Below are 24,516 nucleotides of genomic sequence, written 5' to 3'. Positions count from 1 at the left end.
GCGAAACCGCACGTCACGCCCGACAAGCCGCTCCAGCGCAGCAGCGGCCCGGAGATCCACCGCCGCATCAGGAGCCGCAACCGCCATGGGACACCCGGCATACCCCGTAGGACTCCGTCTCGCCGGCCGCCGCGTCGTCGTCATCGGCGGCGGCCAGGTCGCCCAGCGCCGCCTGCCCGCGCTCGTCGCGGCCGGCGCCGATGTCCTCCTCGTCTCCCCCTCCGCCACCCCGTCCGTGGACGCCATGGCCGAGACCGGCGAGATCCGCTGGGAGCGCCGCCGCTACCAGGACGGGGACCTGGCCGGCGCCTGGTACGCGCTGATCGCGACCCGTGACCGCGCCGCCAACGACGCCGCCTCCGCCGAGGCCGAGCGCGAGCGGGTCTGGTGCGTCCGCGCCGACGACGCCGACGCCGCCACCGCCTGGACCCCGGCCACCGGCCGCGTCGAGGGCGTGACCGTCGCCGTCCTGAGCGGCAACGACCCCCGCCGCTCCGCCGCCGTCCGCGACGCCGTCGTAGAGGGGCTGCGCGACGGCTCCCTCACGGCCGCCCGCCCGCACACCCCCGGCGTCGCCCTCGTCGGCGGCGGTCCCGGCGACCCGGACCTGATCACCGTCCGCGGCCGCCGCCTCCTCGCCGAGGCGGACGTCGTCATCGCCGACCGGCTCGGCCCCCGCGACCTCCTCGACGAGCTCCCGCCCCACGTCCAGGTCATCGACGCCGCGAAGATCCCGTACGGCCGCTTCATGGCCCAGGAGGCCATCAACAACGCCCTCATCGAGCACGCCAAGGCCGGCAAGGCCGTGGTCCGGCTCAAGGGCGGGGACCCGTACGTCTTCGGCCGCGGCATGGAGGAGCTCCAGGCCCTCGCGGAGGCCGGGATCGCCTGCACCGTCGTGCCCGGCATCTCCAGCTCCATCTCCGTGCCCGGCGCCGCCGGCATCCCGGTCACCCACCGCGGCGTGGCCCACGAATTCACCGTCGTCAGCGGCCACGTCGGCCCCGACGACCCGCGCTCCCTCGTGGACTGGGCCGCCCTCGCCCGGCTCACCGGCACCCTGGTGATCCTGATGGGCGTCGACAAGATCGGCCTGATCGCCGAGGCCCTGATCCGCCACGGCCGCTCCGCCGACACCCCCGTCGCGGTCGTCCAGGAGGGCACCACGGCCACCCAGCGCCGCGTCGACGCCACCCTCGCCACGGTCGGCGAGACCGTCCGCGCGCAGGAGGTCCGCCCGCCCGCCGTCATCGTCATCGGCGACGTCGTCCGGGCCGGTACCCCGAACGTCTGAACCACCAGCACCCGCCAGGGCCGTTGGCACCACACCCAGGACAAGGCAGTATCACCCTGTGGCTGATCTCATCACCATCGAAGACCCCGACGACCCGCGCCTGCGCGACTACACGGGCCTGACCGACGTCGAACTCCGGCGCCGGCGCGAGCCCGCGGAAGGCCTCTTCATCGCCGAGGGCGAGAAGGTCATCAGACGGGCCAAGGACGCCGGGTACGAGATGCGCTCGATGCTGCTCTCCGCCAAGTGGGTCGACGTCATGCGCGACGTCATCGACGAGCTCCCGGCCCCGGTCTATGCCGTCAGCCCGGACCTCGCCGAGCGCGTCACCGGCTACCACGTGCACCGCGGCGCCCTCGCCTCCATGCAGCGCAAGCCGCTGCCGACGGCCGAGGAACTCCTCGCCACCACCCGCCGCGTGGCCATCATGGAGGCGGTCAACGACCACACCAACATCGGGGCCATCTTCCGCAGCGCCGCCGCCCTCGGCATGGACGCGGTGCTGCTGTCGCCCGACTGCGCGGACCCGCTGTACCGCCGCTCGGTGAAGGTGTCGATGGGCGCGGTGTTCTCCGTCCCGTACGCCCGCCTGGAGACCTGGCCCAAGGGCCTGGACTCGGTCCGCGAGGCCGGCTTCAAGCTGCTCGCGCTCACCCCGCACCAGAAGGCCTCGCCGATCGACGAGGCCGCCCCGCAGACCCTGGAGCGGGTCGCGCTGATGCTGGGCGCGGAGGGCGACGGACTGTCCACGCAGGCGCTGGTCGCCGCCGACGAGTGGGTACGGATCCCCATGGCACACGGGGTCGACTCGCTGAACGTGGGCGCGGCCGCCGCCGTCGCCTTCTACGCGGTGGCGAGCGGCCGCCCGTAGCGGCGCCGGGGCCTGCGCCCGGAGCGGCGCGGGGCCCATGCCCGTGGCGGCGCCCGGCCCTACAGCTTCTGCGCCGCGGCGATGCCCAGCGCGACGATCAGCGTCACCACGACGAACACGATCAGCCGCTGCCGCATCAGCCGCGGGTCGGGCCGCGAGGGCCGCCGCCCCGTACCCGTCGTACGGGGCGCCGGGCGGCCGCCCGTACGGCCCGAGGTCGGCCGCGAGGACGGGCCGCCGCCGGCGCCCGCCGCGCCCGGATTGCGCGAGGACGACGGCCGCGAGTGCGGACCGCTGTGTGGCCCCTGCCCCTGCCCCGGGCCCGGCCCGTGCCCGTTGCCCTGGCCCTGCGGCCTCGGCGCGGGTGTGCCCGCCGTACGCCGCTCCGTCCGCTGTTCCTCGTAGGGCGGCTCGGCCAGCCGACCGGTGGGCCGCTCGGCCCGGGCGCGCTGCGCCGGCGGGCGTCCGTCGGACAGCCCGTGCGCCTCGCGCGCCGCGATCTCCTTGAGCCGCATCGACAGCTGGAGCGTGCTCGGCCGCTCCTCGGGATCCTTGGCCAGGCAGGCCCGTACGAGGGGCGCGAGGGCGTCCGGGACCCCGACCAGATGCGGCTCCTCGTGCACCACCCGGTACAGCATGACCTCGGAACTGCCGTGCCCGAAGGGCGAGTCGGCGGTCGCCGCGTACGCGAGGGTGGCGCCGAGCGCGAAGACGTCCGTGGCCGGGGTGACGGCGGCGCCGCGCACCTGCTCGGGCGCGAGGAAGCCGGGGGAGCCGACGGCGGTGCCCACGTGGGTGAGGGTGCTCGCGCCGGTGGCCCAGGCGATCCCGAAGTCGATGATCCGGGGCCCCTTGGGGGACAGCAGGATGTTCGAGGGCTTCAGGTCCCGGTGCACGACCCCCGCCTCGTGTACGGCGACCAGCCCCTCGGAGAGCGCGGCGCCCACGGCGGCGATCTGCGCGGCCGTCAGCGGGCCCTCCTCGGCCACCTTGTCGTGCAGCGACGGGCCGGGCACGTACTGGGTGGCGAACCACGGCCGCTCGGCCTCCAGGTCCGCGGCCACCAGACGCGCGGTGCACCCGCCGCGGATCCGCCGGGCGGCGGACACCTCGCGCGCGAACCGCGAGCGGAACTCCTGGTCCTCGGCCAGATCGGGCCGGATCACCTTGAGGGCGACGCGCTGGCCGCGCCGGTCCGAGCCCAGGTAGACCACGCCCATGCCGCCGGCGCCGAGCCGCCGGTGCAGTCTGAACGAGCCGACGACACGCGGGTCCTCGCGCCGGAGCCGCATCATCGCCATGTCCACCCCGCTGACCGGTCGTCCTGTTGACGTGGCACAGCTTACGGACCATCCGCCACGAGCGCTCAGAGGCCGCGCCCTCGCCGGGGGATTCGATTGTCAGTGCGCCACAGCCCACTTGAGGGATCCTCGAGCGCCCTGCCCGACGATGGACGGGCGTGCGCCGACCGCCCCAAACGGCCTTCGCGCCAAGGGGATTGACAGGTGTCCGGGCCGCCTCGGGCGGCGGCCCCACCCCGTGCGCCCGGCGACCCCGGACGGATCCCGGGATCGATCTTGAGGACACCCGGCAGGAGGACACGCGAGTGCGGGGAGTGACGGAAGTGAGCGAAGTCACTACCCTCCGGTCATCCCCTCCGGGAAGACCCTCATCACGGGGGAGCCGTCTCCACCCAGGGGAGTACGCGAGGAGGGGCTCGTCATCCTCCCGGAGGCCCGCCAATGGGTACGAGGGCATGAGGCCAGAGGCCTTCCGGATGCCTAGTGTTGAAGACAAGCGGCGGGTGGCGCACTCGTCCCCCGAGGTCACGAGCCCGCCGCTGCCAAACGACAGGGAGAGGACCATGGCGGACATCGCACGGCAGGGACGCAAGGCATTCGCGTTCAACGGCCATGAGTCCGGCACGCGCCACCCGCTGGTGGCCGCGGCCATGGTGCTCCCCCTGGCCGCCCTCCTGCTCTTCCTCTTCGGAGGCTTCGACCAGGTGGCGGCACAGGCGTCGTCCGTGGGTGTGATGCTGGGGCGCTGAGCGGCGCACCAGACCCGGGAGAGCGGCCCGGGTCCGACATCGGCCCGTCGAACCCCGTGGGGACGGGGGCGCGGCGGACGGCAGGTGAAGGGTGCTGCCCGTACGACTGGGGAGTCGGACGGGCAGCACCCTTTTTCGCGTCCGCGTGCCTGCCGGGAGCCCGGGTGTTCCGTAATCTGGCTGCGAAGCCCGAGGTCACGGATCGGAACGGAACGGAGGCGCGCGGAGCCGCGATGACCCAGCCCACCCTGCCCGCCGCGCTGGCGGCGTACGCGGCCCCCTCCGGCCGGCCCGCCCCCTACGAGCTCCTCGCCGACCGGGACGACGGCACCGTCGTCCGCTGCGGGAACTCCGTCGCCAAGGCACACGCCCCGGACACCGACCGCGACGGCCTGACCGTGCGCATGCGGATCGCCGGCGCCCGGGCGTTGTCCCAGGTGCTGCTCCAGCCCCTGCGCACCGAGGTCGAGCACATCCAGGGCCGCCCGGTGTCCCTGTGGCCCTACGGCGCGCCCGTCGACCCGCACCGGCCCGAGGACGCCCCCTGGGAGGCGATGGCCCGGCTGCTGGCGGCCCTGCACCAGGTCCCGCTCCACCGGCTCCCCGGACCGGTCCCGCCGATGCGCGGGCCGGCCAAGCTCGCCCGGGCGCTGCGCCGCCTCGCCGCCGCCCCGGACGCCGCCACGGTGGCCGAGGCCAGGGCGGTACGGGCCGCCGCGCGGACGCTGCCCGGCTGGGCGCGGGGCGAGACCCCGGCGCCCGCCGGCGGGGTGCTGTGCCACGGGGACCTGCACCTCGGCCAGTTGGTCCGGTTCCCGCTCGCCGAGGCGGAGGGCTCCTGGCGGCTCATCGACGTGGACGACCTCGGCGCCGGCACCCCGGCCTGGGACCTCGCCCGACCCGCCGCCTGGTACGCGGCCGGGCTGGTCGACGCGGACACCTGGCTGCGGTTCCTCGACGCCTACCGCGATGCCGGGGGGCCCGGTGCCGGTCGGCCCGGCTCTGATCCATGGCCGGAACTCGATCTGGCGGCGCGCGCGCTCACCGTACAGACGGCGGCCCTGGCGCTGGCGAAGGCGGCGGGAGAAGGCCGCCGACTGGAAGACGTGGAGCGCCTGATGGTGGACGCCTGCGCCCGAATCGCCACCCTCCCGCCCCACTTGGAGCCCGCGCCCACGTCGTAGGGTGAGCCCCACGCCACCGGGCATGCATCCGGTGTCGACGCACACGGCGAGGAGTTGATCCGGTCATGCAGTGTCCGAAGTGTCACGCGATGATGCACACGTACAACCGCAACGGCGTCCAGATAGAGCAGTGCAGCGGCTGCCGCGGCATCTTCCTCGACTACGGCGAGCTGGAGGCGCTGACCCGCCTGGAGTCCCAGTACACCGCCCAGTACGGCCAGGTCCCGCCGCCCGCCGCGCCGCCCGCCCCGTACCCGGGCCAGCACGCCCCCGCCCCCGCCTGGGGAGCCCCGCAGCACGGCCACGGCCACCACGGTCACCACGGCCACCACAAGGGCGGCTTCGGCCGGATGCTGTTCTCCTCCTGAGCCCCTGAGCCCCCGAGCCGCACGGGACAACGCGAAAGCCCCGGCCGTCGAGACGGCCGGGGCTTTCGGAGGTGGTGCGCGATACTGGGATTGAACCAGTGACCTCTTCCGTGTCAGGGAAGCGCTCTCCCGCTGAGCTAATCGCGCGGGACCGCGGTCTGGAACCGCAGGTGGTGCGTGTACTGCGTGCGCGATACTGGGATTGAACCAGTGACCTCTTCCGTGTCAGGGAAGCGCTCTCCCGCTGAGCTAATCGCGCGGGTGGTCCTTGCGGACCAGTGGACGATACTGGGATTGAACCAGTGACCTCTTCCGTGTCAGGGAAGCGCTCTCCCGCTGAGCTAATCGTCCTTGGAGGTGGAGACGGGATTTGAACCCGTGTAGACGGCTTTGCAGGCCGTTGCCTCGCCTCTCGGCCACTCCACCTGGAGCTGCAGGGGTTCTCGGGAAGATCCCCCACTTCGAGCGGACGACGAGACTCGAACTCGCGACATCCACCTTGGCAAGGTGGTGCTCTACCAACTGAGCTACGTCCGCAGGTCACCGTGTTCGCTCCGGGGTTTTTCCCCTTCGCTCCCTGGCGACGTGTTGAACTCTAGCGGATTCCCGGGCCAGCTCAAAAACGCGTTTCCGCAGCGTGCTGCCGCCCGATCACCGGCGGTCACCCGACCGTCACCTCCCCGGCGCGACCGCGCCACCGGTCATAGACTCGCAGCCGTGCACGACCTGCTTCCTCTGGCCCGCTTCGGCGGCCTCCTCGCGACCGACCTCCGAGACGTCACCAGCGATCCCTCCGCCCTCGACTCCACCGGGTTCTGGGCGGTGGCCGCGGACTTCGAAGGCGGTCTCGTCTGCGCGCGCTTCGGCGACGTCCGCCCCGATCCCGTGCCGGCGCCCGTGCCCGGCGCCTGGCGCGGCCCCGCCGCCGACCGGTGGACGTCCTCGCTCGACCGGGCCGCGTACGTCGCGGGCGTCCGCCGCATCCGCGAGCACATAGCCGCCGGCGAGGTCTACCAGGCCAACCTCTGCCGCGTGATGTCCGCGCCGCTGCCGCGACCGGCCGCCGCCGACGTCGACGCCCTCACGGCCCTGCTCGCCCGCGGCAACCCGGCCCCCTACGCCGGAACGATTCGGCTCCCGGCCCACGGCGTGGAGATCGCCACCGCCTCGCCCGAGCTGTACCTGCGCCGCGCCGGCCGGCACATCGAGTCCGGGCCCATCAAGGGCACCGGCCGCACCGCCGCGGACCTGCTCCCCAAGGACCACGCCGAGAACGTGATGATCGTGGACCTCGTCCGCAACGACCTCGGCCGGGTCTGCGCCACCGGCAGCGTCACCGTCCCGGAGCTGTGCGCCGTGGAGGAGCACCCGGGCCTGGTCCACCTCGTCTCCACCGTCAGCGGCGAACTCGCCGACGGGGCCGGCTGGCCCGAGCTGCTCGCCGCGACCTTCCCGCCCGGCTCCGTCACCGGCGCCCCCAAGTCCTCCGCCCTGCGGATCATCGAGGCCCTGGAGACCGCCCCGCGCGGCCCCTACTGCGGCGGCATCGGCTGGGTCGACGCGGACCGGGGCACGGCCGAGCTCGCCGTCGGCATCCGCACGTTCTGGATCGACCGCGCGGCCCCCGGCGGCCCCCGCCTCTGCTTCGGCACCGGCGCCGGGATCACCTGGGGCTCCGACCCCGACCGCGAATGGGCGGAGACCGAACTCAAGGCCGCCCGGCTGCTCGCGGTAGCGTCGGGCTCCGGGACCCACGAGGCCGCGGGGACCCCCGGGGTCCGTGAACCGAGTGGAAGTGGAGGGACCGTACGGTGAGGATCTGGCTCGACGGAGCACTGCGGGACGCCGACGACGCGAAGGTGTCCGTGCTCGACCACGGGCTGACCGTGGGTGACGGCGTCTTCGAGACGCTGAAGGCGCAGGACGGGAAGCTCTTCGCGCTGACCCGCCACCTGGACCGGCTGACCCGCTCGGCGCGCGGCCTCGGGCTGCCCGACCCCGACCTCGACGAGGTCCGCCGCGCCTGCGCGGCCGTGCTGGAGGCCAACCCGGTACCGCTGGGCCGGCTCCGCATCACCTACACCGGCGGCCTGTCCCCGCTCGGCTCCGACCGGGGCGACACCGGCCCCACCCTCGTCGTCGCCGTCGGCGCGACCACCCGCCGCCCCGACACCACCGCCGTGATCACGGTGCCCTGGGTCCGCAACGAGCGCTCCCCGCTGACCGGCCTCAAGACCACCTCCTACGCCGAGAACGTGGTCGCGCTGGCCGAGGCGAACCGGGCGGGCGCCTCCGAGGCGCTGTTCGCCAACACCGTGGGGCAGCTCTGCGAGGGCACCGGCTCCAACGTGTTCGTCGTCCTCGACGGGGAACTGCACACCCCGCCCGTCGCCTCCGGCTGCCTCGCGGGCATCACCCGCGCCCTCGCCGTCGAATGGGCCGGGGCCAAGGAGACCGACCTGCCCCTCGACGTCCTGGAGCGGGCCGAGGAGATCTTCCTGACCTCCACCCTGCGCGACGTCCAGGCCGTCCACCGGGTCGACGGGCGGACCGTCACCCAGGCTCCCGGACCGGTCACCGCGAAGGCCATGCGCGCCTTCGACGAGCGCGCCGCGGCCGACATCGACCCGTGAGCGGGTCGCGGGCGGTCCGATAAGCACTGTCGCGGCGGCCGCGGAGTGGGTAGAACTCGGATGATGACCACCACCCTGCGGCCGAGCGCGCCGCTTCAGCAGAGCACCGGCGGGGGGCGCTCGCGCCCGTACGAGGTCCGCGTCAACAGCAGGCGCGTCGGCGCCCTGCTGATCGCCGCCGACACCGCCTTCGGGCCGACGGTCGGCGAGATCCGCGGCCTGGCCATCGACGAGCCGGACCGGCGGCGCGGGCGCGCCACCGTCGCGGCGCTCGCCGCCGAGGAGGTGCTGCGCGGCTGGGGGTGCCGCCGGGTGCGCGTTTGCGTCCCGGCCGGGTCGGCGGGCGGGCTGCGGATGGCCGAGGCCCTCGGCTACACCGAGCACGGCCGCAACATGGCCAAGGAACTCCCGGCCGAGCCGCCCGCCCTCTCCGAGGGGGTACGGGGCCGCCCCATGACCCCGGCCGAGTACGAGGTCTGGATCGCCGCCGCGCGGGCGGCGTACGCCGAGACCTGGATCGGCCGGGGCATGTCACCGCAGGCCGCGCACGCGAAGTCGGCGGCCGACCACGACACCCAGCTGCCCCGGGGCCTGGCCACTCCCGGGGTGAGCGTCTGCGTCCTGGAGGCGGCCGGCGTGCCCGTCGGGCAGGTGTGGGTCGGGCCGAACGGCGGGGACGCGTACGTCTACGACGTCGAGGTCGCCGCCGAGCACCGCGGCCGGGGGTACGGCCGCGATCTGATGCTGCTGGCCGAACGCGCCGCCCTCGCCGGGGGCGGGCGCACGCTCGCGCTCCACGTCTTCGCGGAGAACACCCCGGCCCTGAGGCTGTACGAGTCCCTCGGCTACCGCCCGACGGGCATCAACTTCGCCAAGGAGCTGATCTGAGGGCCGCCCGCGCGGGGTGTCAGCCAGCCAGCAGGCGGTCGGCGATCTCCTCGATGCGGGCGCGCAGGCCCTCCTGGCTCTTGCCGCCGTCCAGGCGCTGGCCGTCGATCACGTACGTCGGGGTGCCGCTCACGCCGATCGCCTTGCCCTCGGCCTGGTCGGCGTCCACGATCAGGATGTGCCGGCCGTCGATCAGAGCCGTGTCGAACTCCTCGACGTCCAGGCCCAGTTCACGCGCCACGTCCAGCAGCACCGGCTCGCCGCGCTCGGCCAGCTCGGCGGTCCGCGCCAGCACGGCCTCCGCGTACGGCCAGCCCTGACCCTGCTCCACGGCCTCCTCGGCGGCCTGCGCGGCCGCGAACGCGTGCTTGTGCTTCTCCAGCGGGAAGTGGCGCAGCCGGATGTCCAGCCGGTCGCCGTAGCGGGCCCGCAGGGCGCGTACGTCGTCGAGGGCGCTGTGGCAGTCCGGGCACTGGAGTTCGCACCAGACGTCGAGGATCACGGAATCGGTCATACGGACAGTCTCCCAGCCGCGCCCGGGGCCCGGCGCACCGCACCGGCCGGGACCTGGGGAGGAGACGGGACCCGGAGATCTCCCGGAGATCGGGCCGCGCCGCGTCCGGGGCGTGGCCCGCAGGGCGGTGTCCGGTGCAGGATGGAAGGGACAGATCGCCCAGCCCGACCGTCAGCCGCACCCTGGAGGACCGCATGCTCGCCGAGACGATATGTGCCGCGGTGTCCGCGGCGGGGTTGGGCGTCGCCGCGCTGACCGCCTACCGCAGGCGCTTCCTGGCCGCCGCGCGGATCACGGCGTACGCGCTGGTGCCGCTCGGGCTGGTGATGACGGGCGTCGTGGAGTGGGTCTCCGGGATGGTCTTCGAGCCGAGCGTGTGGATCGGCTTCGGGCTGCTCGGCGCGTCCTGGCTGCTGTTCATGACCACGCGGGCCGTCGAGCGGCGCGGCGCGGGCGCAGCCGGGAAGCCGGCGAAGGAAGCCAAGGCGGCGAAGGCGCCCAAGGCCGCGAAGGGCGCTCCCGCACGGGACGCCGTGGCGCCCGCAGCCTCCGCGCCCTCGCTGGGCACCGGATCCCGGCAGCGGTCCGACGCGGGCCGCAGCGCCCCCGCCACCCCCGCGGACGACTTCTCGGACATCGAAGCGATTCTGAAGAAGCACGGGATCTGACGGAAAACGACGGGAACCGGCGGGATCTGACCGATCCGCCGGATCTGGCGAACTCCCGCGTAGATCTTGGCGTGTTGTGGGGCGAACGGCGGCGCGCTGCGTCATCATCGCCCCGACATGCTCGACACATCGCAGGGTGATCCGCCGGTACCCGCGCCGGTCACCGCCTCCGTCGCGGAGGAGCCCCGAGGCTGCCTCTTCGCGCTTTCCCAGCCGCCCCTGATGATCTTCCTAGCGGTGATCGGCACCTTGCTGCTGCTCGCCGCCGTGCACGATCTCTTCCTGCTCTGAGCCGTGCGCGTCGGCCTCCTTGCGGCGCGCCCGGTACGCGGCCACGTGCAGCCGGTTCCCGCACGTACGGCTGTCGCAGTAGCGCCGCGAGCGGTTGCGGGAGAGGTCGACGAAGGCGCGTCGGCAGTCCGGGGCCTCGCAGCGGCGCAGCCGCTCCTGCTCGCCCGAGACCACGATGAAGGCCAGCGCCATGCCGCCGTCCGCCGCCAGGTGGTCGCCCACCGAGGCGCCGGGCGCGAAGTAGTGCACGTGCCAGTCGTAGCCGTCGTGGTCGGTCAGCTGCGGGGTGGTGCCGGCCGTGTCGACCAGCTCGTTGATCAGTGTGGCGGCCGCACGGGAGTTCGGGGCCGCGAAGACCTGGGCGAACTTGCCGCGCACCGTACGGACCCCGGCGAGGTCGCGGGCGCCGAGCTCGCCGACGTCGCTGATCGCGTGCTCGTGGACGAATCCGCGCAGCTCGCTGACGTCCGACAGGCCGTCCGGCTGGTCCGGCTCGGCCGCGGTGTTCACCAGCGCGACGACGACGTCGAGCGCGCGACGGGTGTCGTGGGGGATCTGCACGGGTCGCTCCCTGAAGGCCGGGCCTGCGGCGACGGGCTGCTGCTTGCCGCTGGTGGCCGACTCTAGCGGGTCCCCCCGAAAGCGCACCGGCGCCATCCGCGCGGGTGGCTCCCGCGAGGACAGCGCCGACACAGCCGTATGTGGTTGTCCGCGCCGCACCGTCGCCCCGAGTCGGACGGTGTCGAGCGGCTGTAGGCCTGGCTCAGCTTTCGGCCAGGATGTGGGAGAGCTCCTTGTCGAGGTCGAAGTGCCGGTGTTCGGTCCCGGGTGGAACCGCGGCGTCCGTCCGCTTGAGGAACGACTCGAGTGCTCGGGCGGGTGCTTCGAGCAGCGCTTCTCCCTCCGGTGAGCTCAGGGCGATGCACACGACGCCCTGACCGTGGCTGCGGGAGGGCCAGACGCGGACGTCGCCGGTACCGGTGGGCCGGTGGAGGCCCTCTGCGAGGAGGTCGCGGGCGAATACCCATTCGACCGTCTCCTCGGCGCCGGTGTGGAAGGTGGCGTGCACGGCGTAGGGGTCGGCCGTGTCATACCGCAGGCCCGCGGGAACAGGCAGTGAGGACTCGCTCGACACAACGAGGCGCAGGTGCAGCTCGCAGCTGACCGTGGTGTTCATAAGCGCCAGGGCCTTTCGCTCAGTGTGCGCTCGGGGATTCGCACGTCGGCGAAATCGACATGCCACCTACGGTGCCGTTGTAAACCCCTCTGACCGTTTTGCGGACCTCTGGGTCCCTCGGACGGCGGATCCAAACCGGCATTCACGTGTGCTTCCGGCTCCGGTAGATTCGGGCGCATGAATACGGGGAGTGACCACGGAACCCACGAGTCCGCGACCGCCGGACCGGAGGTGCGCGCGACCGACGGACCGGACGCGCAGGAGGCGCCGCACGTCTCCAAGGCGCCTGCCTTCATCAAGGCCAACCGCAGCCTGCACCTGAGCTGGCAGGTCGGCGTCTTCGTCGTCGGCCTGGCCGTCATCGGAGCCGGTGTCGCCATGCTCGTCCTGCCCGGACCGGGATGGGTGGCGATCTTCGCCGGCCTGGCGATCTGGGCGACGGAGTTCGCCTGGGCCCACCTCGTCCTGCGCTGGACGAAGCGCAAGGTGAGCGAGGCCGCGCAGAAGGCACTGGACCCCAAGGTCCGCCGTCGCAACATCATCCTGACCAGCGTGGGCCTCGCCATCGCCGGCGCGCTGATCGGCTTCTACCTGTGGAAGTACGGCCTGACCCTGCCGTGGAACCTCAAGGACCAGTGATCGGCCGGGGCCGCCCGGGGATGGTCAAAGAGCACCGCTGACATGCGGTAATGTTTGCGGTGCGTCCGGGCGATTAGCTCAGTGGGAGAGCACTTCGTTCACACCGAAGGGGTCACTGGTTCGAACCCAGTATCGCCCACCCGGACCAAAGGCCCGGAGACTCTTTGAGTCTCCGGGCCTTTGGCGTTACGGGGCGCCGGCCCGGGCCCCGGCGCCCGCCCCGGTCACCTCAGGCGGCCGAGGGCCGAGCGCAGCCGGCGGGCGTCCCGCAGTCGCCTCTCGTACGTGGCCCCCACCGCGAGCAGCAGCAGGCCCGCCAGCGCCGGCGGCAGCCAGCGGGGGAGGGCGTCGACGACCTGCACCACGTACGGGGCCAGCTCGTGCAGGGCCACCGCCGCGAGCGTTCCCCCGCCCAGCAGCAGCGGGGCCTGGAGGCGCCGGTGCGCTCCCGCCAGGGTCACCGCGAGCGCGGCCACCCCCAGCAGCAGCGGCCGCAGCCAGTGCGTGTCGCCCCAGGCGGCCACGAGGCTCGGCAGCAGGGTCGCCGCCAGCCCCGGGCCGTACGCCGCCCAGGACGAGGCCGCCGGGTCCCGGCGCCGGCGCAGGAACCCCACCGCCAGCGCGGGCAGCGTCACCGGCAGCGTGTACGCCTCCGGCACCTCCACACCCGCCGACGCCAGCCGGACCCAGGTCGCCGCGACGAAGAGCACCCCGGCCGCCCAGCCCAGCACGCGCCGGTCCGCCCGGACCGCCGCACCCGCGCAGATCACGCCGGACAGCGCCAGCGCCAGGGCCGGCACGGCTGCGTCCCCGCAGGCGAGGGCCAGGGCGAGGACCCCGGCCGCGGCCGCCGCGGCCTCGGCGGGGATCCGGACCGCGCCCAGCCTCGGCCCGGCCACCGCCACGGCCGCGGGCACCGCCAGCACCGGCAGCGCCCACCAGGCGACCGCCAGCTCCGTCAGCGCGCTCAGGGCCACCGCCAGCGCCGTCGCGTACCCGACGGCGAGCGCCGCCGCCCCCGCGCGGGCCCGGCGCGGAGCGGGCGCGTACGCCGCTCCCGCCGCGCAGAGCGCGCCCAGCGGGCCGAGCACCGCGAAGGTCGCCGCGCGGCCGTCCAGGGAGGCCAGGGACACGCTCCCGGCCCCGAGGAGGGCGCACACGCCGGCCGCGAGCGCGGCGCTGCGGTCCGGGGAGCGCAGCGCGAGGAACGTGGCCGCCGCCGTGACCGCGAGCTGCGCGGCGAGCACCGCCGCCACCGGGAACCCGAGCAGCAGCGGGGCCGAGAACAGCCCGGCCCACCCGAGGGCCACCGCCAGTACCCCGGGCTCGGGGCGGGCGGGCAGCAGCCGGGCCAGCCACCAGGCCGCCCCGGCCGTCGTCAGGAGGGCGGTCAGCGCGGCCGCGCCCGGCTGCCCGTACGCGTCCGCCGGCGGGGTCGTCGCCGCCCACACCTCCTCCAGCACCCGCAGCCGCGTCACCAGCGCCGTCGCCGCCACCGAGCAGCCCCACAGCGCGGCCAGGGCGGCGATGCCCGCCCCCGCGCGGGCGAGGCCGCCCCGGACCGACGCCGGGAGCGCTGTCATCCGTACCGCCGCGAGCAGCGCAAGCGCCACCGCGAGGTGGGCGACGACCGCCCAGCCGGGGGCCAGCTCCGGCCGGGCCGGCCCGCCGAGCGCCGCCACCGCCGCGAGCCCGCCGGCCGTGGCCGCCGCCGAGGCCTGCGGGGTGCGCCAGGCCGCCGCGACACCGAGCACGGCCACGGCCGCGAGCAGCGCCGACGGAGCCGTCGCGTCCGCCGCCGAGGCCGCCGCCACCGACTCCGTCAGCCCGATCAGCAGCGCCCCCGCGCCCAGCGCCGCCGCCGGGACCCAGGCGGCGCGCGCCCGGGCACCCGGCGCCAGTACCGCCAGGGCCAGGTCCAGCGCGGCCGTCGCCAGCAGGGCCCAGCCCAGCTCCAGCGGGCCCGCCTCCGAGGCCAGCGCGGCCAGCGGGAGCGGGAGCTGCGCCGTCACGAGCGCCGCAGGGAGCGGGATCCGCAGCGAGGGCAGCGCCAGGCCGTAACCGGCCCAGCCCGCCGCGAGCACCGCGGCCGCCCCCGCCGCGTAGGCGGTGCCGTCGGTGTCCGGCATGCCGACGGCGAAGACGGCGTACGCGTCGAGCACCGTCAGCAGCAGGCCGACCGCCCCGACCGACTCGGCCGTGGACCGCAGCCCGCGGCGCAGCAGCAGCGCGGGCGCGCCCAGCGCGGCCGCCGTGACCACCGCGAGCACCGCCGAGCGGCCGCCGATCCCGAGGGAACCCCAGCTGACCAGCGTGAACGCCAGGGCGGCCACCGCCAGCAGGACGGCGCCCAAGGTCAGCAGCACGTTCTGCGCGCTCGGCGCGGAGGCCTCCTTCGGGCGCCCGGCTGCCGCCGCGGCGGCCGGGGCCGCCCAGGCGATCGGGGTCAGCTGCCGGATCAGCCAGTCCCGCCGCACGAGCAAGTGCAGGCGCCGGGCGTCGAGTTGAGCGAGTTCGCGATCGATGAGCGCCAGCTCGTCGGCCGGCGGCAGGGGGGTGTTCATGGTTCGGAGTGTGGTGCCCGTCACGCCCCCGGCACATGGGTGTGCGTACTCATCCGTGTGCTGAGTACCCGCCGCGACGGAAGCGGTTTGAACCGACCCGCAGGCTCTTGTATTGTTCAACCCGTTCCCGGGCGATTAGCTCAGCGGGAGAGCACTTCGTTCACACCGAAGGGGTCACTGGTTCGATCCCAGTATCGCCCACCGGGACAGGCCGGTCCGTCTGATGACGGACCGGCCTTCCGCATTCCCGGGCCCGGTCGCCGCCTCCGCCGCTACGCCGCCGCCGGCAGTTCCGGCCGCAGCGGCCAGTGCGGATCCACCGCCTCCGGCGTCCCCTGGCGCGCGAACCACGCCTGCAGGCCGCGCGCCTGCGCCGCGTGCCACACCGCCTGGAGCGTGTGCAGTTCGCCCGGCGTCAGCCGTTCCAGCCGCGCCGCGAACCGCCGCCCGACCGCCCGCACCAGCTCCAGCGAGGCCAGTGCGTCCACCGCGGCGTCGTGCGCGCCCTCCAGCTCTATCCCGTAGTGCGCGCACAGATCCGTCAGCGTCCGCCGCCCCTTGCGGTAGCGGTCCAGGTGCTTGTCCAGCACCCGCGGATCCAGCACCGTCAGCGGCCGGTTGTCCAGGTACCGGGCCAGCGACGACGCCCGGTGCCGACGCAACTCCCGGTCCAGCAGCGTCAGGTCGAACGGCGCGTTCATCACCACCACCGGACGGCCCGCCACCTGCTGCTCACCGAGCGCGCGGGCTATCTCCTCCACCACCGGCGCGGGCCAGCGCCCGTGCAGCTGGAGGTGCTCGTCGGTCAGACCGTGCACTTCCGTGGCCCCCGGGGGAACCGGGATGCCGGGATTGACCAGCCACCGGGTGGAGCGGACCCGGCCGCCCGCACACTCCTGCACGATGAGCGCGGCGGACACGATCCGGTCCTGCTCCACGTCCACCCCGGTGGTCTCCGTGTCGAATGCGGCCAGCGGGCCCTCGTACCAGCGCGTCATGGCGAACTCCTCGTCCCCGATCGGCAGATGGGGCGCACCCGTGACACGCCACCCTTGCCCGAATCCGTGATACCCGGCCTGTTTGCGCCGTACGCCGTTTGCGGGCAGCCGGGTGCGGAGACAACTTCCTTGGGGGACCGCACACATGATCGGCCGTCACCCCGCCCACCACTCCACCCTCATTCGGCAGAGCCCGGAAGGCATGGGGAGCCGGCCATGGCGCTCGCACAGCCCGAACCGGGCGGGGTACCGGCGTTGCACATCGATCCGCGGGGTGACGCGCGGACCGGACCGCTGCGCGGCACACTCGCCACCACCGCCTGCATGGAGACCCTCCAGGTGGGCTATCTGCACGCCGTCGCCGCCGCGGCAGGCTGTTCGCTGTCCCAGCCCTTTCCGGACAACGGCATCGACTGGCACGTCAGCCACGGCGCGCCCGAGCACGTCGTCGACGACGAGGTCACCGTCAAGGTGCAGCTGAAGGCGACCTACCAGGTCCCGCCCAGACCGGCCGGGCCCACCTTCGCCTTCACCCTCGACAACGAGCACCTGGTGAAGCTCGCCCGCACGCCGGTCGCCGTGCACAAGATCCTGGTCGTGATGCTCGTGCCCAGGGAGCGCGACCAGTGGCTGTCCGCCGGGCACGACCGGCTCGACCTGCGCCACTGCTGCTACTGGACCAACCTCGCCGGACACCCCGTGACCGGCCGGCGCCGGACCACCGTACGGATCCCGACCTCGCGGATCTTCGACGACCGGGCGCTGTGCGAGATCATGACCCGGGTCGGGTCGGGAGGGACACCCTGATGAACTGGCACTCACCGCACCTGGAGCCGCTGTCGTCCCCGGAGTTCAGCCCGGGAGCCCCGGATCCGGCCCACGTCGACCCGGCGGTGCTGGGGGCTCTGCTGCACCGGCACGGCTGGCTGCGGCGCGGCGGGGCCGCAGGACGGTACGGGCGCTGGACCCCGCCCGGCTACGCAGGCACCAGCCTGCTCGTCCCCGAGACCCGGGCCTTCCCCGACTGCGCGGACCTGCTGGAGGAGGCGCTCGGCGCCCTCGCGCGCAGCGCCCTGCCCTCGGCGCGGGAGGTGCTGTACGGGCTGAGCGTGCCGAGCGACGAGATCCGGTGGGAGCGGGAGATACCGGAGGGCTCGCACGGGTTCCGGGCCGAGGCAGACTGGACGGTGCAGGAACAGCTGCGCTCGGCGGCGCGGCACCTGCTGCTGGCCGGGGCCCTGGCGGACCGGGCGCGCGCCGGGTACTACGGGGCGCGGCACCGGGCGCAGGCCGAACGGGCGCTGGACGGGGTGCTGGTGGGCCCGGCGCCGGGCGGTCGGCGACTGACGGCGTACGTCCCGGTGGACGGGGGCCGGGGCACCGTGACACGGCTGCACCACGCGCTGCACGCGGCGCGGGAGGCGGTGGACTACCAGCGGGCCACCGGCGGCATGGAGGCCTTCGACGCGGCGGTGGCGGCGGGCGTCAGCCGAGAGCTGGCGGACGCGCTGATCGCGCTGGTGCGGGGATCGGAGGGGGCCCGGATCGCGCTGGCGTGGGCGCCGGCGGCCGGGGTCCCGGCGGGATGCGCGGCGCGGCCGGAACCGGTGGAGTTCTCCCCGGGCGACCTGCCGGTGCTGCGGGAGGCCGCGCTCCGCTACACCCGGGCCGAACCCGCCGTCCCCGTCCGGATCGCGGGGGCCGTGGTGCGGATGCGGCGCAAGGCGGCCGGGGGAGGGGGGACCGTCCGCCTCCGCGTGCTCGCGGGCGCGGAAGTCCCGTACGTTCGGGCCGCGCTCGACGAGGAGGCGTACCGGATCGCGGGCCACGCCCACCTCGTCGGCCTCCCGGTCCGGGTCAGCGGCCGCCTCCAGCGCCGGGGCGGCTTCCGCCGGCTCACCGACGCGGCGGACGTGGCCCCGGTCCCGCTGGACGAGGTCGAACGCGACCGCCTGATGAAGTCCCTGGACGCGTCCTTCGACCCGGAGGACGTCCTGCCGTCGGACGACTGAGCCGACCCGTGACGCAGCGGGCGCGGGGGGCGCGGCCGCCGACGGGGAGGGCGGTGGTCAGCGGAAGGCGGTCGCGCGGACCGAGTCGCCGCACAGGGCGAACTCGCCGCCGTCGGACGAGCCCACCTGGAAGCGGGTGCCGGCGACGCCCACCACGAGGGACGGGGCCACGGTCGGGTCGGTGCCCGAGGCGCAGTAGCCGTCCGCCTCACCGAGGACCGGGGTGAAGGAGAGCACCGTCACCGCCTTGCCCCCCGAGGGCAGCCGGACCGAAGGGGCCTGGCCCTGGGGGCTGACGCCCAGCGGCTTGTTCTTGTCCGGGGAGCCCTGGCCCGCGACGGCCACCGTTGGGAAGCCCCGCAGCTCGCACGGCGCGCCCTTGTTGACCACCGTGAACCGCACCTGACCGGAGGGCGTGTACTGCGCGCCGCCCGCCGTGAGCTGGGAGCCCTTGCACGCCGCCGCCGGGGCGGCCGCCGCTGTCGCGGACGCCGCGAACGCGCCGGCGGGCACTGCGGCCAGCAGTACGCCCGTCGAGGTCATCGCCAGAGCGGCCTTCCTCGCGGCTCTCATGGGGGTCTCCTCTCACCACCGGCAGGGATCCCCTCTCCCACGATCCCACGGGCCCCGCCGGGCGGCGCTACGACCCGGTCGCCGCCCGGGCGAAGGAGGCCATGCGCAGGCCGGGGACCGGCGAGAAGTCCGCCCCGCGGACGAAGCCGAGGCGTTCGTAGAGGGCCACGGCGGGGGAGTTGGCCGCTCCGGTGGTGACCTCCACGGGCCGGTCCGGGAAGACCTCCGTCAGGACGTGCTCCAGCAGCAGGGAGGCGAGGCCCCGGCGGAACCAGGCCGGGTCCACGCACAGCCGGTCCAGGCAGACGGCCCCCTCGGGCTCCTCCTCCCAGGCGAGGAACCCGGCGATCTCCCCCGCCCCGGTCACCGCGCCGAGCCACCGCAGCGGTCGCTCCCGCATCTGCGCGAGGCTCTCCCGTAGCGCCGGGATCCCGTCGAAGCCGATCAGCTCCGCCTCCACCGCGTACGCGGCCCGGCCGATCCGGTGGACGGCGGCGGCCGTGGCGTCGTCGGTCAGGTCCAGCGGCCGGACGGCGAGCGGGCTGCGCATACGCGGGATTCCTTCGCGGGAGGGGGCGGGTCCACCGTAACGAACGCGGGCACCCGTAACCGTTTCGCGGGGGAGCCACTCGGCTCGGTACGATTCAGGCGCGCAGCGTTCGCTGGCGCATCCCCTGAGTCAGGAGAGACCGGTGTCAGACGTCCGTGTGATCATCCAACGCGATTCCGAGCGGGACGAGCGCGTGGTGGCCACGGGCACTACGGCGGCCGAGCTCTTCGCCGGCGAGCGCACCGTCGTCGCCGCGCGCGTCGCGGGCGAGCTCAAGGACCTCGCGTACGAGGTGAAGGACGGCGAGAGCGTCGAGCCGGTGGAGATCTCCTCCGAGGACGGCCTGAACATCCTGCGCCACTCGACCGCGCACGTCATGGCGCAGGCCGTGCAGGAGCTGTTCCCCGAGGCCAAGCTCGGCATCGGCCCGCCGGTCCAGAACGGCTTCTACTACGACTTCGACGTGGCCCGGCCCTTCACTCCGGAGGACCTGAAGGCCATCGAGAAGAAGATGCAGGAGATCCAGAAGCGCGGGCAGCGGTTCTCCCGCCGCGTGGTCACCGACGAGGCGGCCCGCGAGGAGCTCGCCGACGAGCCGTACAAGCTGGAGCTCATCGGCATCAAGGGCTCCGCGTCGACCGACGACGGCGCGAACGTCGAGGTGGGCGGCGGCGAGCTGACCATCTACGACAACCTCGACGCCAAGACCGGCGACCTGTGCTGGAAGGACCTCTGCCGCGGTCCCCACCTGCCCACCACCCGCAACATCCCGGCGTTCAAGCTGATGCGCAACGCGGCCGCCTACTGGCGCGGCAGCGAGAAGAACCCGATGCTCCAGCGCATCTACGGCACCGCGTGGCCGTCGAAGGAGGAGCTGAAGGCCCACCTCGACTTCCTCGCCGAGGCCGAGAAGCGCGACCACCGCAAGCTCGGCAACGAGCTCGACCTCTTCTCCATCCCGGACGAGATCGGCTCCGGCCTCGCCGTCTTCCACCCGCGCGGCGGCATCATCCGCCGGGTCATGGAGGACTACTCGCGCAAGCGGCACGAGGAGGAGGGCTACGAGTTCGTCTACTCCCCGCACGCCACCAAGGGCGCCCTCTTCGAGAAGAGCGGCCACCTGGACTGGTACGCGGAGGGCATGTACCCCCCCATGCAGCTCGACGGTGGTACCGACTACTACCTCAAGCCCATGAACTGCCCGATGCACAACCTGATCTTCGACGCGCGCGGCCGCTCCTACCGCGAACTGCCGCTGCGCCTCTTCGAGTTCGGCACCGTGTACCGGTACGAGAAGTCGGGTGTCGTCCACGGCCTGACCCGCGCCCGCGGCTTCACCCAGGACGACGCGCACATCTACTGCACCCGCGAGCAGATGGCCGAGGAGCTCGACACGACCCTCACCTTCGTGCTCAACCTGCTGCGCGACTACGGCCTGACCGACTTCTACCTGGAGCTGTCCACCAAGGACCCGGAGAAGTTCGTCGGCTCGGACGAGGCGTGGGAGGAGGCGACCGCCGTCCTCGCGCAGGTCGCCGAGAAGCAGGGCCTCCCGCTGGTCCCGGACCCGGGCGGCGCCGCCTTCTACGGCCCGAAGATCTCGGTGCAGTGCAAGGACGCCATCGGCCGTACCTGGCAGATGTCGACCGTGCAGCTGGACTTCAACCTGCCGGAGCGCTTCAACCTGGAGTACACCGCGCCCGACGGCTCCCGCCAGCGGCCGGTGATGATCCACCGCGCCCTGTTCGGCTCCATCGAGCGGTTCTTCGCCGTGCTGCTGGAGCACTACGCGGGCGCCATGCCGCCGTGGCTGGCCCCGGTCCAGGCGGTCGGCATCCCGATCGGCGACGGGCACGTCGAGTACCTGCAGGAGTTCGCCGCGGCGGCGAAGAAGCAGGGCCTGCGGGTCGAGGTGGACGCCTCCTCCGACCGGATGCAGAAGAAGATCCGCAACCACCAGAAGCTCAAGGTCCCGTTCATGATCATCGTCGGTGACGAGGACATGGCCGCCGGCACCGTCTCCTTCCGCTACCGCGACGGTTCGCAGGAGAACGGCATCGCCAAGGACGAGGCCCTGGCCAAGCTGGCCAAGGTCGTCGCGGACCGCGTCCAGGTCTGACCGGCGCAGCTCAGTCCCGAGGGGCCCCCGGGGAACTTCCGTTCCCCGGGGGCCCCTCTTCTTCGCCTTCCCGGCGGAAGACCTGGATCAGCCAGGACGAGAAGGAACCCGTCACGGCGCCCAGCAGGCCCAGGCCGAAGGTCATCAGCCCGACCGCGATCAGCCGTCCCTCCGCGGTCACCGGGGCCACGTCGCCGTAGCCGACCGTCGTCAGCGTCTGGCACACGCACCACACCGCGTCCCAGAACGTCCGGATCGGGGAGTGCGGGTCCGTGTGCTCGACGTGGTACATGCCGAGCGAGCCTGAGAAGCCCAGCAGCACCGACGAGAGACCGGCGTACGTGATCACGCGCGGGTAGAGGCCGCGGCGCGGCTGGTCGTGGTGCTTGGCCTGGATGGCGTCGTGGACCTTGACCATGCGCAGCGGCCGCAGCGTCGGCAGCAGGACGACCAGGGCGTCCAGCCAGTGCACGCGGATGAAGCGCCGCGGCCGCTGGCGGCTGAGGACGAGCCGCACCAGGAAGTCCACGATGAAGCAGAGCCAGGTCGCCAGGACCAGGGCGGTCGCGATGTCGCGCCAGAGGGCGTGGGCCTCGTTGACCAGGACGCGGACCGCGTACCCGGCGAGGAAGACCAGCGAGGCATAGAACAGGGGCAGCTCGGTACGGCGCTCCCAGACTGCGTCCCGGCTCTCGGCTTGTTCGCGCATGCGCCCAGCATCGCGGCCGCAGTGCCGGTCTTCGCCCCGGCGACACGCCGAGCGGGGGCAAGGTCATATGCTGCATCCCATGACGACTGAGCCGGAGCAGCAGATCGGTGTGGGCACGCAGGACGCGTTCCAGCGTCTGTGGACGCCCCACCGGATGGCCTACATCCAGGGGGAGAACAAGCCGACCGGCCCGGAGGCCGGCGACGGCTGTCCCTTCTGCGGGATTCCGGACATGTCCGACGAGGACGGCCTGGTCGTGGCCCGGGGCCGGCACGTCTACGCGGTGCTGAACCTGTACCCGTACAACGGCGGGCACCTGATGGTCGTCCCCTACCGGCACGTAGCCGACTACACCGAGCTGGACGGGCCGGAGACGGCCGAGCTGGCGGACCTCACCAAGCGGGCCATGGTCGCGCTGCGCAAGGCGTCCGGGGCGCACGGTTTCAACATCGGCATGAACCAGGGCGCGGCCGCCGGGGCCGGCATCGCCGCGCACCTGCACCAGCACATCGTGCCCCGCTGGGGCGGGGACACGAACTTCATGCCGGTCGTCGGCCACACCAAGGTGCTCCCGCAACTCCTCGCGGACACCCGCCAGATGCTGGCCGACGCATGGCCCGTCGACTAGGACCCGTACGCCCGTCGACGTGTACGGGTTACTCGTACACGTCCGCCTTGCGGGGCGAGGGCTCCTGGATGAGGCCGCTCATGATCGAGGAGCGGTTGGTGAAGCGGTCGGTGTCGCAGCCGTTCTCCTCGAGCACCCGGAACGCGGCCGCGTGCACCGCCCGCAGCACCGGGGCGACCGTGCGCAGGGCGTCGTCCGCCATGAAGCGGTGGCGCCACATCGAGCCGGCCCACACGTGCCGCAGTCCGAACGGCTCCGGCAGGACCAGCTTGCCGCCGAGGAACTCCAGGAGCGGCGGGTACCAGGTCAGCGGGGCGCGCGCGGCCAGCCGTACCACCTCCATGGTGTCGACCAGCGGCAGCGGGCGCTCGACGGTCTCCCAGAAGCGGATGGACTTCGGGACCTCGACCGTCGGCGCCTTGGACTTCGTGGTGAACAGCCCGTGCACCGGGCCGAGCGCGTGCGCGGTGACGTCCACGCGCAGGGTCTTGTAGAGCACGGTGACCGTCACCAGCATGGTGATGACCAACTGGCCGTCCCAGAGCGGGTACTGGATGCCCAGGTAGTGCCGCTCGCCGGCGCTGAACTGCTGCTCGTTGCAGATCCGGGTGATCTCGTGCGGCTTCACGATGAACGTGTCGACGTCCGCGCCGGACGGCCGGGCCACCTCCGTGGCGCCCTCGCCGATCGGCGTGACGATCCAGTGCTTGATCGCGGCGGGCGGGAAGCCGCCGGTGTGCAGGGGGCCGCGCTCCAGCTTGCGCAGCTCGGTGTCGATCGCTCGTATGACGTCCCAGCTGCGGAACGGGTGGATCTCGGCGCCCTCGGTCTTGGGGGCCAGTTCCTCGGCCATCTGCCAGCTGCCCCAGCGGGTGCCCATGCCGAGGATGCCCTTGGGGCCGGCGTAGAAGACGGAGTTGCTGCGGTCCTCGGCGGTGAGCTTGGCGAGGGAGTGGCGCAGGTCCTCGCGGGCCTTCTCGTCGGGGTTGCCGGGCACCGCCTCCGGGATCTTGGCGGCGACGCCGCCGCCCGACAGCAGCCCGTCCCAGCGGGAGCGCAGGTCGGTGACGGTGGCCTCGCAGATCCGGCGGGCGAGGAACCAGCCCAGCGCCGGGGCGATGATCATGCCGCGCAGGTAGAGGCCGAGGAAGCCGGTGAACGGCAGCCGGAACATCAGCACGGCCACGACCAGGGCGACGCCGACGAGCAGCGCGGTGCCCAGCCAGGAGGAGTGCTTGCCCTTGCCGGAGGCCAGGGTCTTGCGGAGCTGGAACAGGCCCAGCCACAGCAGCAGTCCGGGCAGGAAGAGCACGCCGCACACCAGCATGATCAGACGGAGCTTGCGGTCCCGTACCTTGCGGATGCGGGAGGCCGCCAGACAGTGCTCGACGACGGTCTGCGGGTCGGCGCCGAAGGACTGGATGAGCGGCTTGCGGCCGGGGGTGACCGTGCGGGCCTCCACGGCCCGGCAGAAGGCCTCGCCGAGGCTGGGTTCGAGCAGGGAGAGCTTCCCGGCCTTCACCGTCGACTTGTGGTACTCGTTGTCGGCGCCGAGGATGGCCGCCAGCTTGGTGTCCTTGCCGCCGTCCCGGTACGCGGCGGAGGCCAGCGCGTTGGTCGCCGCCGTCTGCCCCCCGCTGCCCTGGAGCGGAATCTGCGCGCCGGGACTGAAGTCGAATCCGTCGTCCGCCACCACTGCCCCCATTGCTGCTGCTCTTTGCCGCGCGGAAGAGCCTATCCGCGCGGCGTGCCCCATGGTCATGGGACAGGGAAATACCGCCCACCG

General features: G+C 73.6%; 24 protein-coding genes and 7 tRNA genes. 16 read left to right on the top strand and 15 right to left on the bottom strand.

What is annotated here, in order from left to right; all coding sequences use genetic code 11:
- The first annotated feature begins 85 nt into the window (after positions 1 to 85).
- Positions 86 to 1,294: a uroporphyrinogen-III C-methyltransferase gene (cobA, locus tag OG982_RS04185; RefSeq protein ID WP_266789610.1), complete on the top strand. Its 1,209-nt coding sequence runs from the start codon at positions 86 to 88 to the stop codon at positions 1,292 to 1,294.
- A gap of 58 nt (positions 1,295 to 1,352) precedes the next feature.
- Positions 1,353 to 2,165 (top strand): RNA methyltransferase, encoded by an 813-nt coding sequence (locus tag OG982_RS04180; protein ID WP_073774591.1) that lies wholly within the window; start codon positions 1,353 to 1,355, stop codon positions 2,163 to 2,165.
- A gap of 59 nt (positions 2,166 to 2,224) precedes the next feature.
- On the opposite strand, the gene OG982_RS04175 is transcribed toward OG982_RS04180, so the two are convergent.
- Complete coding sequence (locus tag OG982_RS04175; RefSeq protein ID WP_266789613.1) at positions 2,225 to 3,466, bottom strand: serine/threonine-protein kinase; 1,242 nt, start codon at positions 3,464 to 3,466, stop codon at positions 2,225 to 2,227.
- 563 nt (positions 3,467 to 4,029) lie between these two features.
- Between OG982_RS04175 and OG982_RS04170 the strand changes: the two genes are divergently transcribed.
- From OG982_RS04170 to OG982_RS04160, 3 genes are all read left to right on the top strand, one after another.
- Entirely contained in the window at positions 4,030 to 4,215 is a 186-nt protein-coding gene (locus tag OG982_RS04170) for a hypothetical protein (RefSeq protein WP_037797219.1), read from the top strand.
- Between the two features lie 233 nt (positions 4,216 to 4,448).
- Positions 4,449 to 5,399: a phosphotransferase gene (locus tag OG982_RS04165; protein WP_266789616.1), complete on the top strand. Its 951-nt coding sequence runs from the start codon at positions 4,449 to 4,451 to the stop codon at positions 5,397 to 5,399.
- 65 nt (positions 5,400 to 5,464) lie between these two features.
- Entirely contained in the window at positions 5,465 to 5,767 is a 303-nt protein-coding gene (locus tag OG982_RS04160; RefSeq protein WP_266789618.1) for a zf-TFIIB domain-containing protein, read from the top strand.
- A gap of 72 nt (positions 5,768 to 5,839) precedes the next feature.
- Here the strand turns inward: OG982_RS04160 and OG982_RS04155 are convergent.
- The 5 genes from OG982_RS04155 to OG982_RS04135 form a co-directional block, all read right to left on the bottom strand.
- A tRNA-Val gene (locus tag OG982_RS04155) sits at positions 5,840 to 5,914 on the bottom strand.
- 40 nt (positions 5,915 to 5,954) lie between these two features.
- Positions 5,955 to 6,026, bottom strand: a tRNA-Val gene (locus tag OG982_RS04150).
- A gap of 20 nt (positions 6,027 to 6,046) precedes the next feature.
- Positions 6,047 to 6,118: transfer RNA gene (locus OG982_RS04145), tRNA-Val, on the bottom strand.
- A gap of 1 nt (position 6,119) precedes the next feature.
- A tRNA-Cys gene (locus OG982_RS04140) sits at positions 6,120 to 6,193 on the bottom strand.
- Between the two features lie 38 nt (positions 6,194 to 6,231).
- Positions 6,232 to 6,304, bottom strand: a tRNA-Gly gene (locus tag OG982_RS04135).
- 180 nt (positions 6,305 to 6,484) lie between these two features.
- Between OG982_RS04135 and OG982_RS04130 the strand changes: the two genes are divergently transcribed.
- The 3 genes from OG982_RS04130 (at position 6,485) to OG982_RS04120 (ending at position 9,288) form a co-directional block, all read left to right on the top strand.
- Positions 6,485 to 7,582, top strand: a complete 1,098-nt coding sequence (locus OG982_RS04130) for a chorismate-binding protein (RefSeq protein WP_266789620.1) — start codon at positions 6,485 to 6,487, stop codon at positions 7,580 to 7,582.
- The gene (locus OG982_RS04125) at positions 7,579 to 8,400 is read left to right on the top strand and encodes an aminotransferase class IV (RefSeq protein WP_266789622.1); all 822 of its coding nucleotides are present in this window, start codon (positions 7,579 to 7,581) and stop codon (positions 8,398 to 8,400) included. The genes OG982_RS04130 and OG982_RS04125 overlap by 4 nt, the downstream gene beginning before the upstream one ends.
- A gap of 63 nt (positions 8,401 to 8,463) precedes the next feature.
- Complete coding sequence (locus OG982_RS04120; protein ID WP_266789624.1) at positions 8,464 to 9,288, top strand: GNAT family N-acetyltransferase; 825 nt, start codon at positions 8,464 to 8,466, stop codon at positions 9,286 to 9,288.
- A 19-nt stretch (positions 9,289 to 9,307) separates the two neighbouring features.
- On the opposite strand, the gene OG982_RS04115 is transcribed toward OG982_RS04120, so the two are convergent.
- Positions 9,308 to 9,802 (bottom strand): DsbA family protein, encoded by a 495-nt coding sequence (locus tag OG982_RS04115; protein WP_266789625.1) that lies wholly within the window; start codon positions 9,800 to 9,802, stop codon positions 9,308 to 9,310.
- 194 nt (positions 9,803 to 9,996) lie between these two features.
- Here OG982_RS04115 and OG982_RS04110 point away from each other — a divergent pair, with 194 nt between their 5' ends.
- Positions 9,997 to 10,470, top strand: a complete 474-nt coding sequence (locus OG982_RS04110; RefSeq protein WP_266789627.1) for a hypothetical protein — start codon at positions 9,997 to 9,999, stop codon at positions 10,468 to 10,470.
- 231 nt (positions 10,471 to 10,701) lie between these two features.
- On the opposite strand, the gene OG982_RS04105 is transcribed toward OG982_RS04110, so the two are convergent.
- Together OG982_RS04105 and OG982_RS04100 are read right to left on the bottom strand one after the other, a co-directional pair.
- Positions 10,702 to 11,322 (bottom strand): CGNR zinc finger domain-containing protein, encoded by a 621-nt coding sequence (locus OG982_RS04105; protein ID WP_266789628.1) that lies wholly within the window; start codon positions 11,320 to 11,322, stop codon positions 10,702 to 10,704.
- A gap of 202 nt (positions 11,323 to 11,524) precedes the next feature.
- Complete coding sequence (locus OG982_RS04100) at positions 11,525 to 11,938, bottom strand: SsgA family sporulation/cell division regulator (protein WP_030011909.1); 414 nt, start codon at positions 11,936 to 11,938, stop codon at positions 11,525 to 11,527.
- A 177-nt stretch (positions 11,939 to 12,115) separates the two neighbouring features.
- Here OG982_RS04100 and OG982_RS04095 point away from each other — a divergent pair, with 177 nt between their 5' ends.
- Entirely contained in the window at positions 12,116 to 12,577 is a 462-nt protein-coding gene (locus OG982_RS04095) for a TIGR02611 family protein (protein ID WP_266947936.1), read from the top strand.
- Between the two features lie 67 nt (positions 12,578 to 12,644).
- Positions 12,645 to 12,716 (top strand) — tRNA-Val (locus OG982_RS04090).
- An 85-nt stretch (positions 12,717 to 12,801) separates the two neighbouring features.
- On the opposite strand, the gene OG982_RS04085 is transcribed toward OG982_RS04090, so the two are convergent.
- Complete coding sequence (locus OG982_RS04085; protein WP_266947935.1) at positions 12,802 to 15,141, bottom strand: SCO7613 C-terminal domain-containing membrane protein; 2,340 nt, start codon at positions 15,139 to 15,141, stop codon at positions 12,802 to 12,804.
- A 129-nt stretch (positions 15,142 to 15,270) separates the two neighbouring features.
- Between OG982_RS04085 and OG982_RS04080 the strand changes: the two genes are divergently transcribed.
- Positions 15,271 to 15,342 (top strand) — tRNA-Val (locus tag OG982_RS04080).
- A 71-nt stretch (positions 15,343 to 15,413) separates the two neighbouring features.
- Here OG982_RS04080 and OG982_RS04075 read toward each other — a convergent pair.
- Complete coding sequence (locus OG982_RS04075; protein ID WP_266947934.1) at positions 15,414 to 16,139, bottom strand: 3'-5' exonuclease; 726 nt, start codon at positions 16,137 to 16,139, stop codon at positions 15,414 to 15,416.
- Positions 16,140 to 16,355: 216 nt separating this feature from the next.
- Between OG982_RS04075 and OG982_RS04070 the strand changes: the two genes are divergently transcribed.
- Entirely contained in the window at positions 16,356 to 16,946 is a 591-nt protein-coding gene (locus tag OG982_RS04070) for a DUF4365 domain-containing protein (RefSeq protein ID WP_266789636.1), read from the top strand.
- Positions 16,946 to 18,151, top strand: coding sequence for a hypothetical protein (locus OG982_RS04065; RefSeq protein ID WP_266947933.1), 1,206 nt, complete (start codon positions 16,946 to 16,948; stop codon positions 18,149 to 18,151). Before OG982_RS04070 ends, OG982_RS04065 begins: the two co-directional genes overlap by 1 nt.
- Before the next feature lie 57 nt (positions 18,152 to 18,208).
- Here the strand turns inward: OG982_RS04065 and OG982_RS04060 are convergent, their stop codons facing one another.
- Positions 18,209 to 18,724 carry a DUF4232 domain-containing protein gene (locus tag OG982_RS04060; RefSeq protein ID WP_266947932.1) on the bottom strand — a complete coding sequence of 172 codons (516 nt, stop codon included), beginning with the start codon at positions 18,722 to 18,724 and terminating at the stop codon, positions 18,209 to 18,211.
- 67 nt (positions 18,725 to 18,791) lie between these two features.
- Positions 18,792 to 19,274, bottom strand: coding sequence for a GNAT family N-acetyltransferase (locus tag OG982_RS04055; RefSeq protein ID WP_266789642.1), 483 nt, complete (start codon positions 19,272 to 19,274; stop codon positions 18,792 to 18,794).
- 142 nt (positions 19,275 to 19,416) lie between these two features.
- On the opposite strand from OG982_RS04055, the gene thrS reads away from it, so the two are divergent.
- Positions 19,417 to 21,393, top strand: coding sequence for a threonine--tRNA ligase (gene thrS / locus OG982_RS04050; RefSeq protein WP_266789644.1), 1,977 nt, complete (start codon positions 19,417 to 19,419; stop codon positions 21,391 to 21,393).
- A 10-nt stretch (positions 21,394 to 21,403) separates the two neighbouring features.
- Here the strand turns inward: thrS and OG982_RS04045 are convergent, their stop codons facing one another.
- A complete protein-coding gene (locus OG982_RS04045; protein WP_266789645.1) occupies positions 21,404 to 22,102 on the bottom strand; it encodes a potassium channel family protein in 699 nt (232 codons plus the stop codon).
- 67 nt (positions 22,103 to 22,169) lie between these two features.
- On the opposite strand from OG982_RS04045, the gene OG982_RS04040 reads away from it, so the two are divergent.
- The gene (locus OG982_RS04040) at positions 22,170 to 22,730 is read left to right on the top strand and encodes an HIT domain-containing protein (RefSeq protein WP_266789646.1); all 561 of its coding nucleotides are present in this window, start codon (positions 22,170 to 22,172) and stop codon (positions 22,728 to 22,730) included.
- A gap of 28 nt (positions 22,731 to 22,758) precedes the next feature.
- Here OG982_RS04040 and OG982_RS04035 read toward each other — a convergent pair whose 3' ends face one another.
- A complete protein-coding gene (locus OG982_RS04035) occupies positions 22,759 to 24,435 on the bottom strand; it encodes a hypothetical protein (RefSeq protein WP_266789647.1) in 1,677 nt (558 codons plus the stop codon).
- Positions 24,436 to 24,516 lie beyond the last annotated feature (81 nt).

It is taken from the genome of Streptomyces sp. NBC_01551 (assembly GCF_026339935.1).
In the GTDB taxonomy this organism is placed as follows: domain Bacteria; phylum Actinomycetota; class Actinomycetes; order Streptomycetales; family Streptomycetaceae; genus Streptomyces.
This window is presented reverse-complemented; position numbering and strand designations above follow the sequence as displayed.

What these genes read in the sequence shown, in the direction of transcription:
- OG982_RS04175 (WP_266789613.1), bottom strand. Translation starts at nt 3,466, where the DNA reads ATGGCGATGATGCGGCTCCGGCGCGAGGACCCGCGTGTCGTCGGCTCG.
- OG982_RS04055 (WP_266789642.1), bottom strand. Translation starts at nt 19,274, where the DNA reads ATGCGCAGCCCGCTCGCCGTCCGGCCGCTGGACCTGACCGACGACGCC.
- OG982_RS04115 (WP_266789625.1), bottom strand. Translation starts at nt 9,802, where the DNA reads ATGACCGATTCCGTGATCCTCGACGTCTGGTGCGAACTCCAGTGCCCG.
- OG982_RS04120 (WP_266789624.1), top strand. Translation starts at nt 8,464, where the DNA reads ATGACCACCACCCTGCGGCCGAGCGCGCCGCTTCAGCAGAGCACCGGC.
- OG982_RS04035 (WP_266789647.1), bottom strand. Translation starts at nt 24,435, where the DNA reads ATGGGGGCAGTGGTGGCGGACGACGGATTCGACTTCAGTCCCGGCGCG.
- OG982_RS04110 (WP_266789627.1), top strand. Translation starts at nt 9,997, where the DNA reads ATGCTCGCCGAGACGATATGTGCCGCGGTGTCCGCGGCGGGGTTGGGC.
- OG982_RS04085 (WP_266947935.1), bottom strand. Translation starts at nt 15,141, where the DNA reads ATGAACACCCCCCTGCCGCCGGCCGACGAGCTGGCGCTCATCGATCGC.
- OG982_RS04170 (WP_037797219.1), top strand. Translation starts at nt 4,030, where the DNA reads ATGGCGGACATCGCACGGCAGGGACGCAAGGCATTCGCGTTCAACGGC.
- OG982_RS04165 (WP_266789616.1), top strand. Translation starts at nt 4,449, where the DNA reads ATGACCCAGCCCACCCTGCCCGCCGCGCTGGCGGCGTACGCGGCCCCC.
- OG982_RS04045 (WP_266789645.1), bottom strand. Translation starts at nt 22,102, where the DNA reads ATGCGCGAACAAGCCGAGAGCCGGGACGCAGTCTGGGAGCGCCGTACC.
- OG982_RS04070 (WP_266789636.1), top strand. Translation starts at nt 16,356, where the DNA reads ATGGCGCTCGCACAGCCCGAACCGGGCGGGGTACCGGCGTTGCACATC.
- OG982_RS04160 (WP_266789618.1), top strand. Translation starts at nt 5,465, where the DNA reads ATGCAGTGTCCGAAGTGTCACGCGATGATGCACACGTACAACCGCAAC.
- OG982_RS04075 (WP_266947934.1), bottom strand. Translation starts at nt 16,139, where the DNA reads ATGACGCGCTGGTACGAGGGCCCGCTGGCCGCATTCGACACGGAGACC.
- cobA (WP_266789610.1), top strand. Translation starts at nt 86, where the DNA reads ATGGGACACCCGGCATACCCCGTAGGACTCCGTCTCGCCGGCCGCCGC.
- OG982_RS04100 (WP_030011909.1), bottom strand. Translation starts at nt 11,938, where the DNA reads ATGAACACCACGGTCAGCTGCGAGCTGCACCTGCGCCTCGTTGTGTCG.
- OG982_RS04040 (WP_266789646.1), top strand. Translation starts at nt 22,170, where the DNA reads ATGCTGCATCCCATGACGACTGAGCCGGAGCAGCAGATCGGTGTGGGC.
- OG982_RS04060 (WP_266947932.1), bottom strand. Translation starts at nt 18,724, where the DNA reads ATGAGAGCCGCGAGGAAGGCCGCTCTGGCGATGACCTCGACGGGCGTA.
- OG982_RS04065 (WP_266947933.1), top strand. Translation starts at nt 16,946, where the DNA reads ATGAACTGGCACTCACCGCACCTGGAGCCGCTGTCGTCCCCGGAGTTC.
- OG982_RS04095 (WP_266947936.1), top strand. Translation starts at nt 12,116, where the DNA reads ATGAATACGGGGAGTGACCACGGAACCCACGAGTCCGCGACCGCCGGA.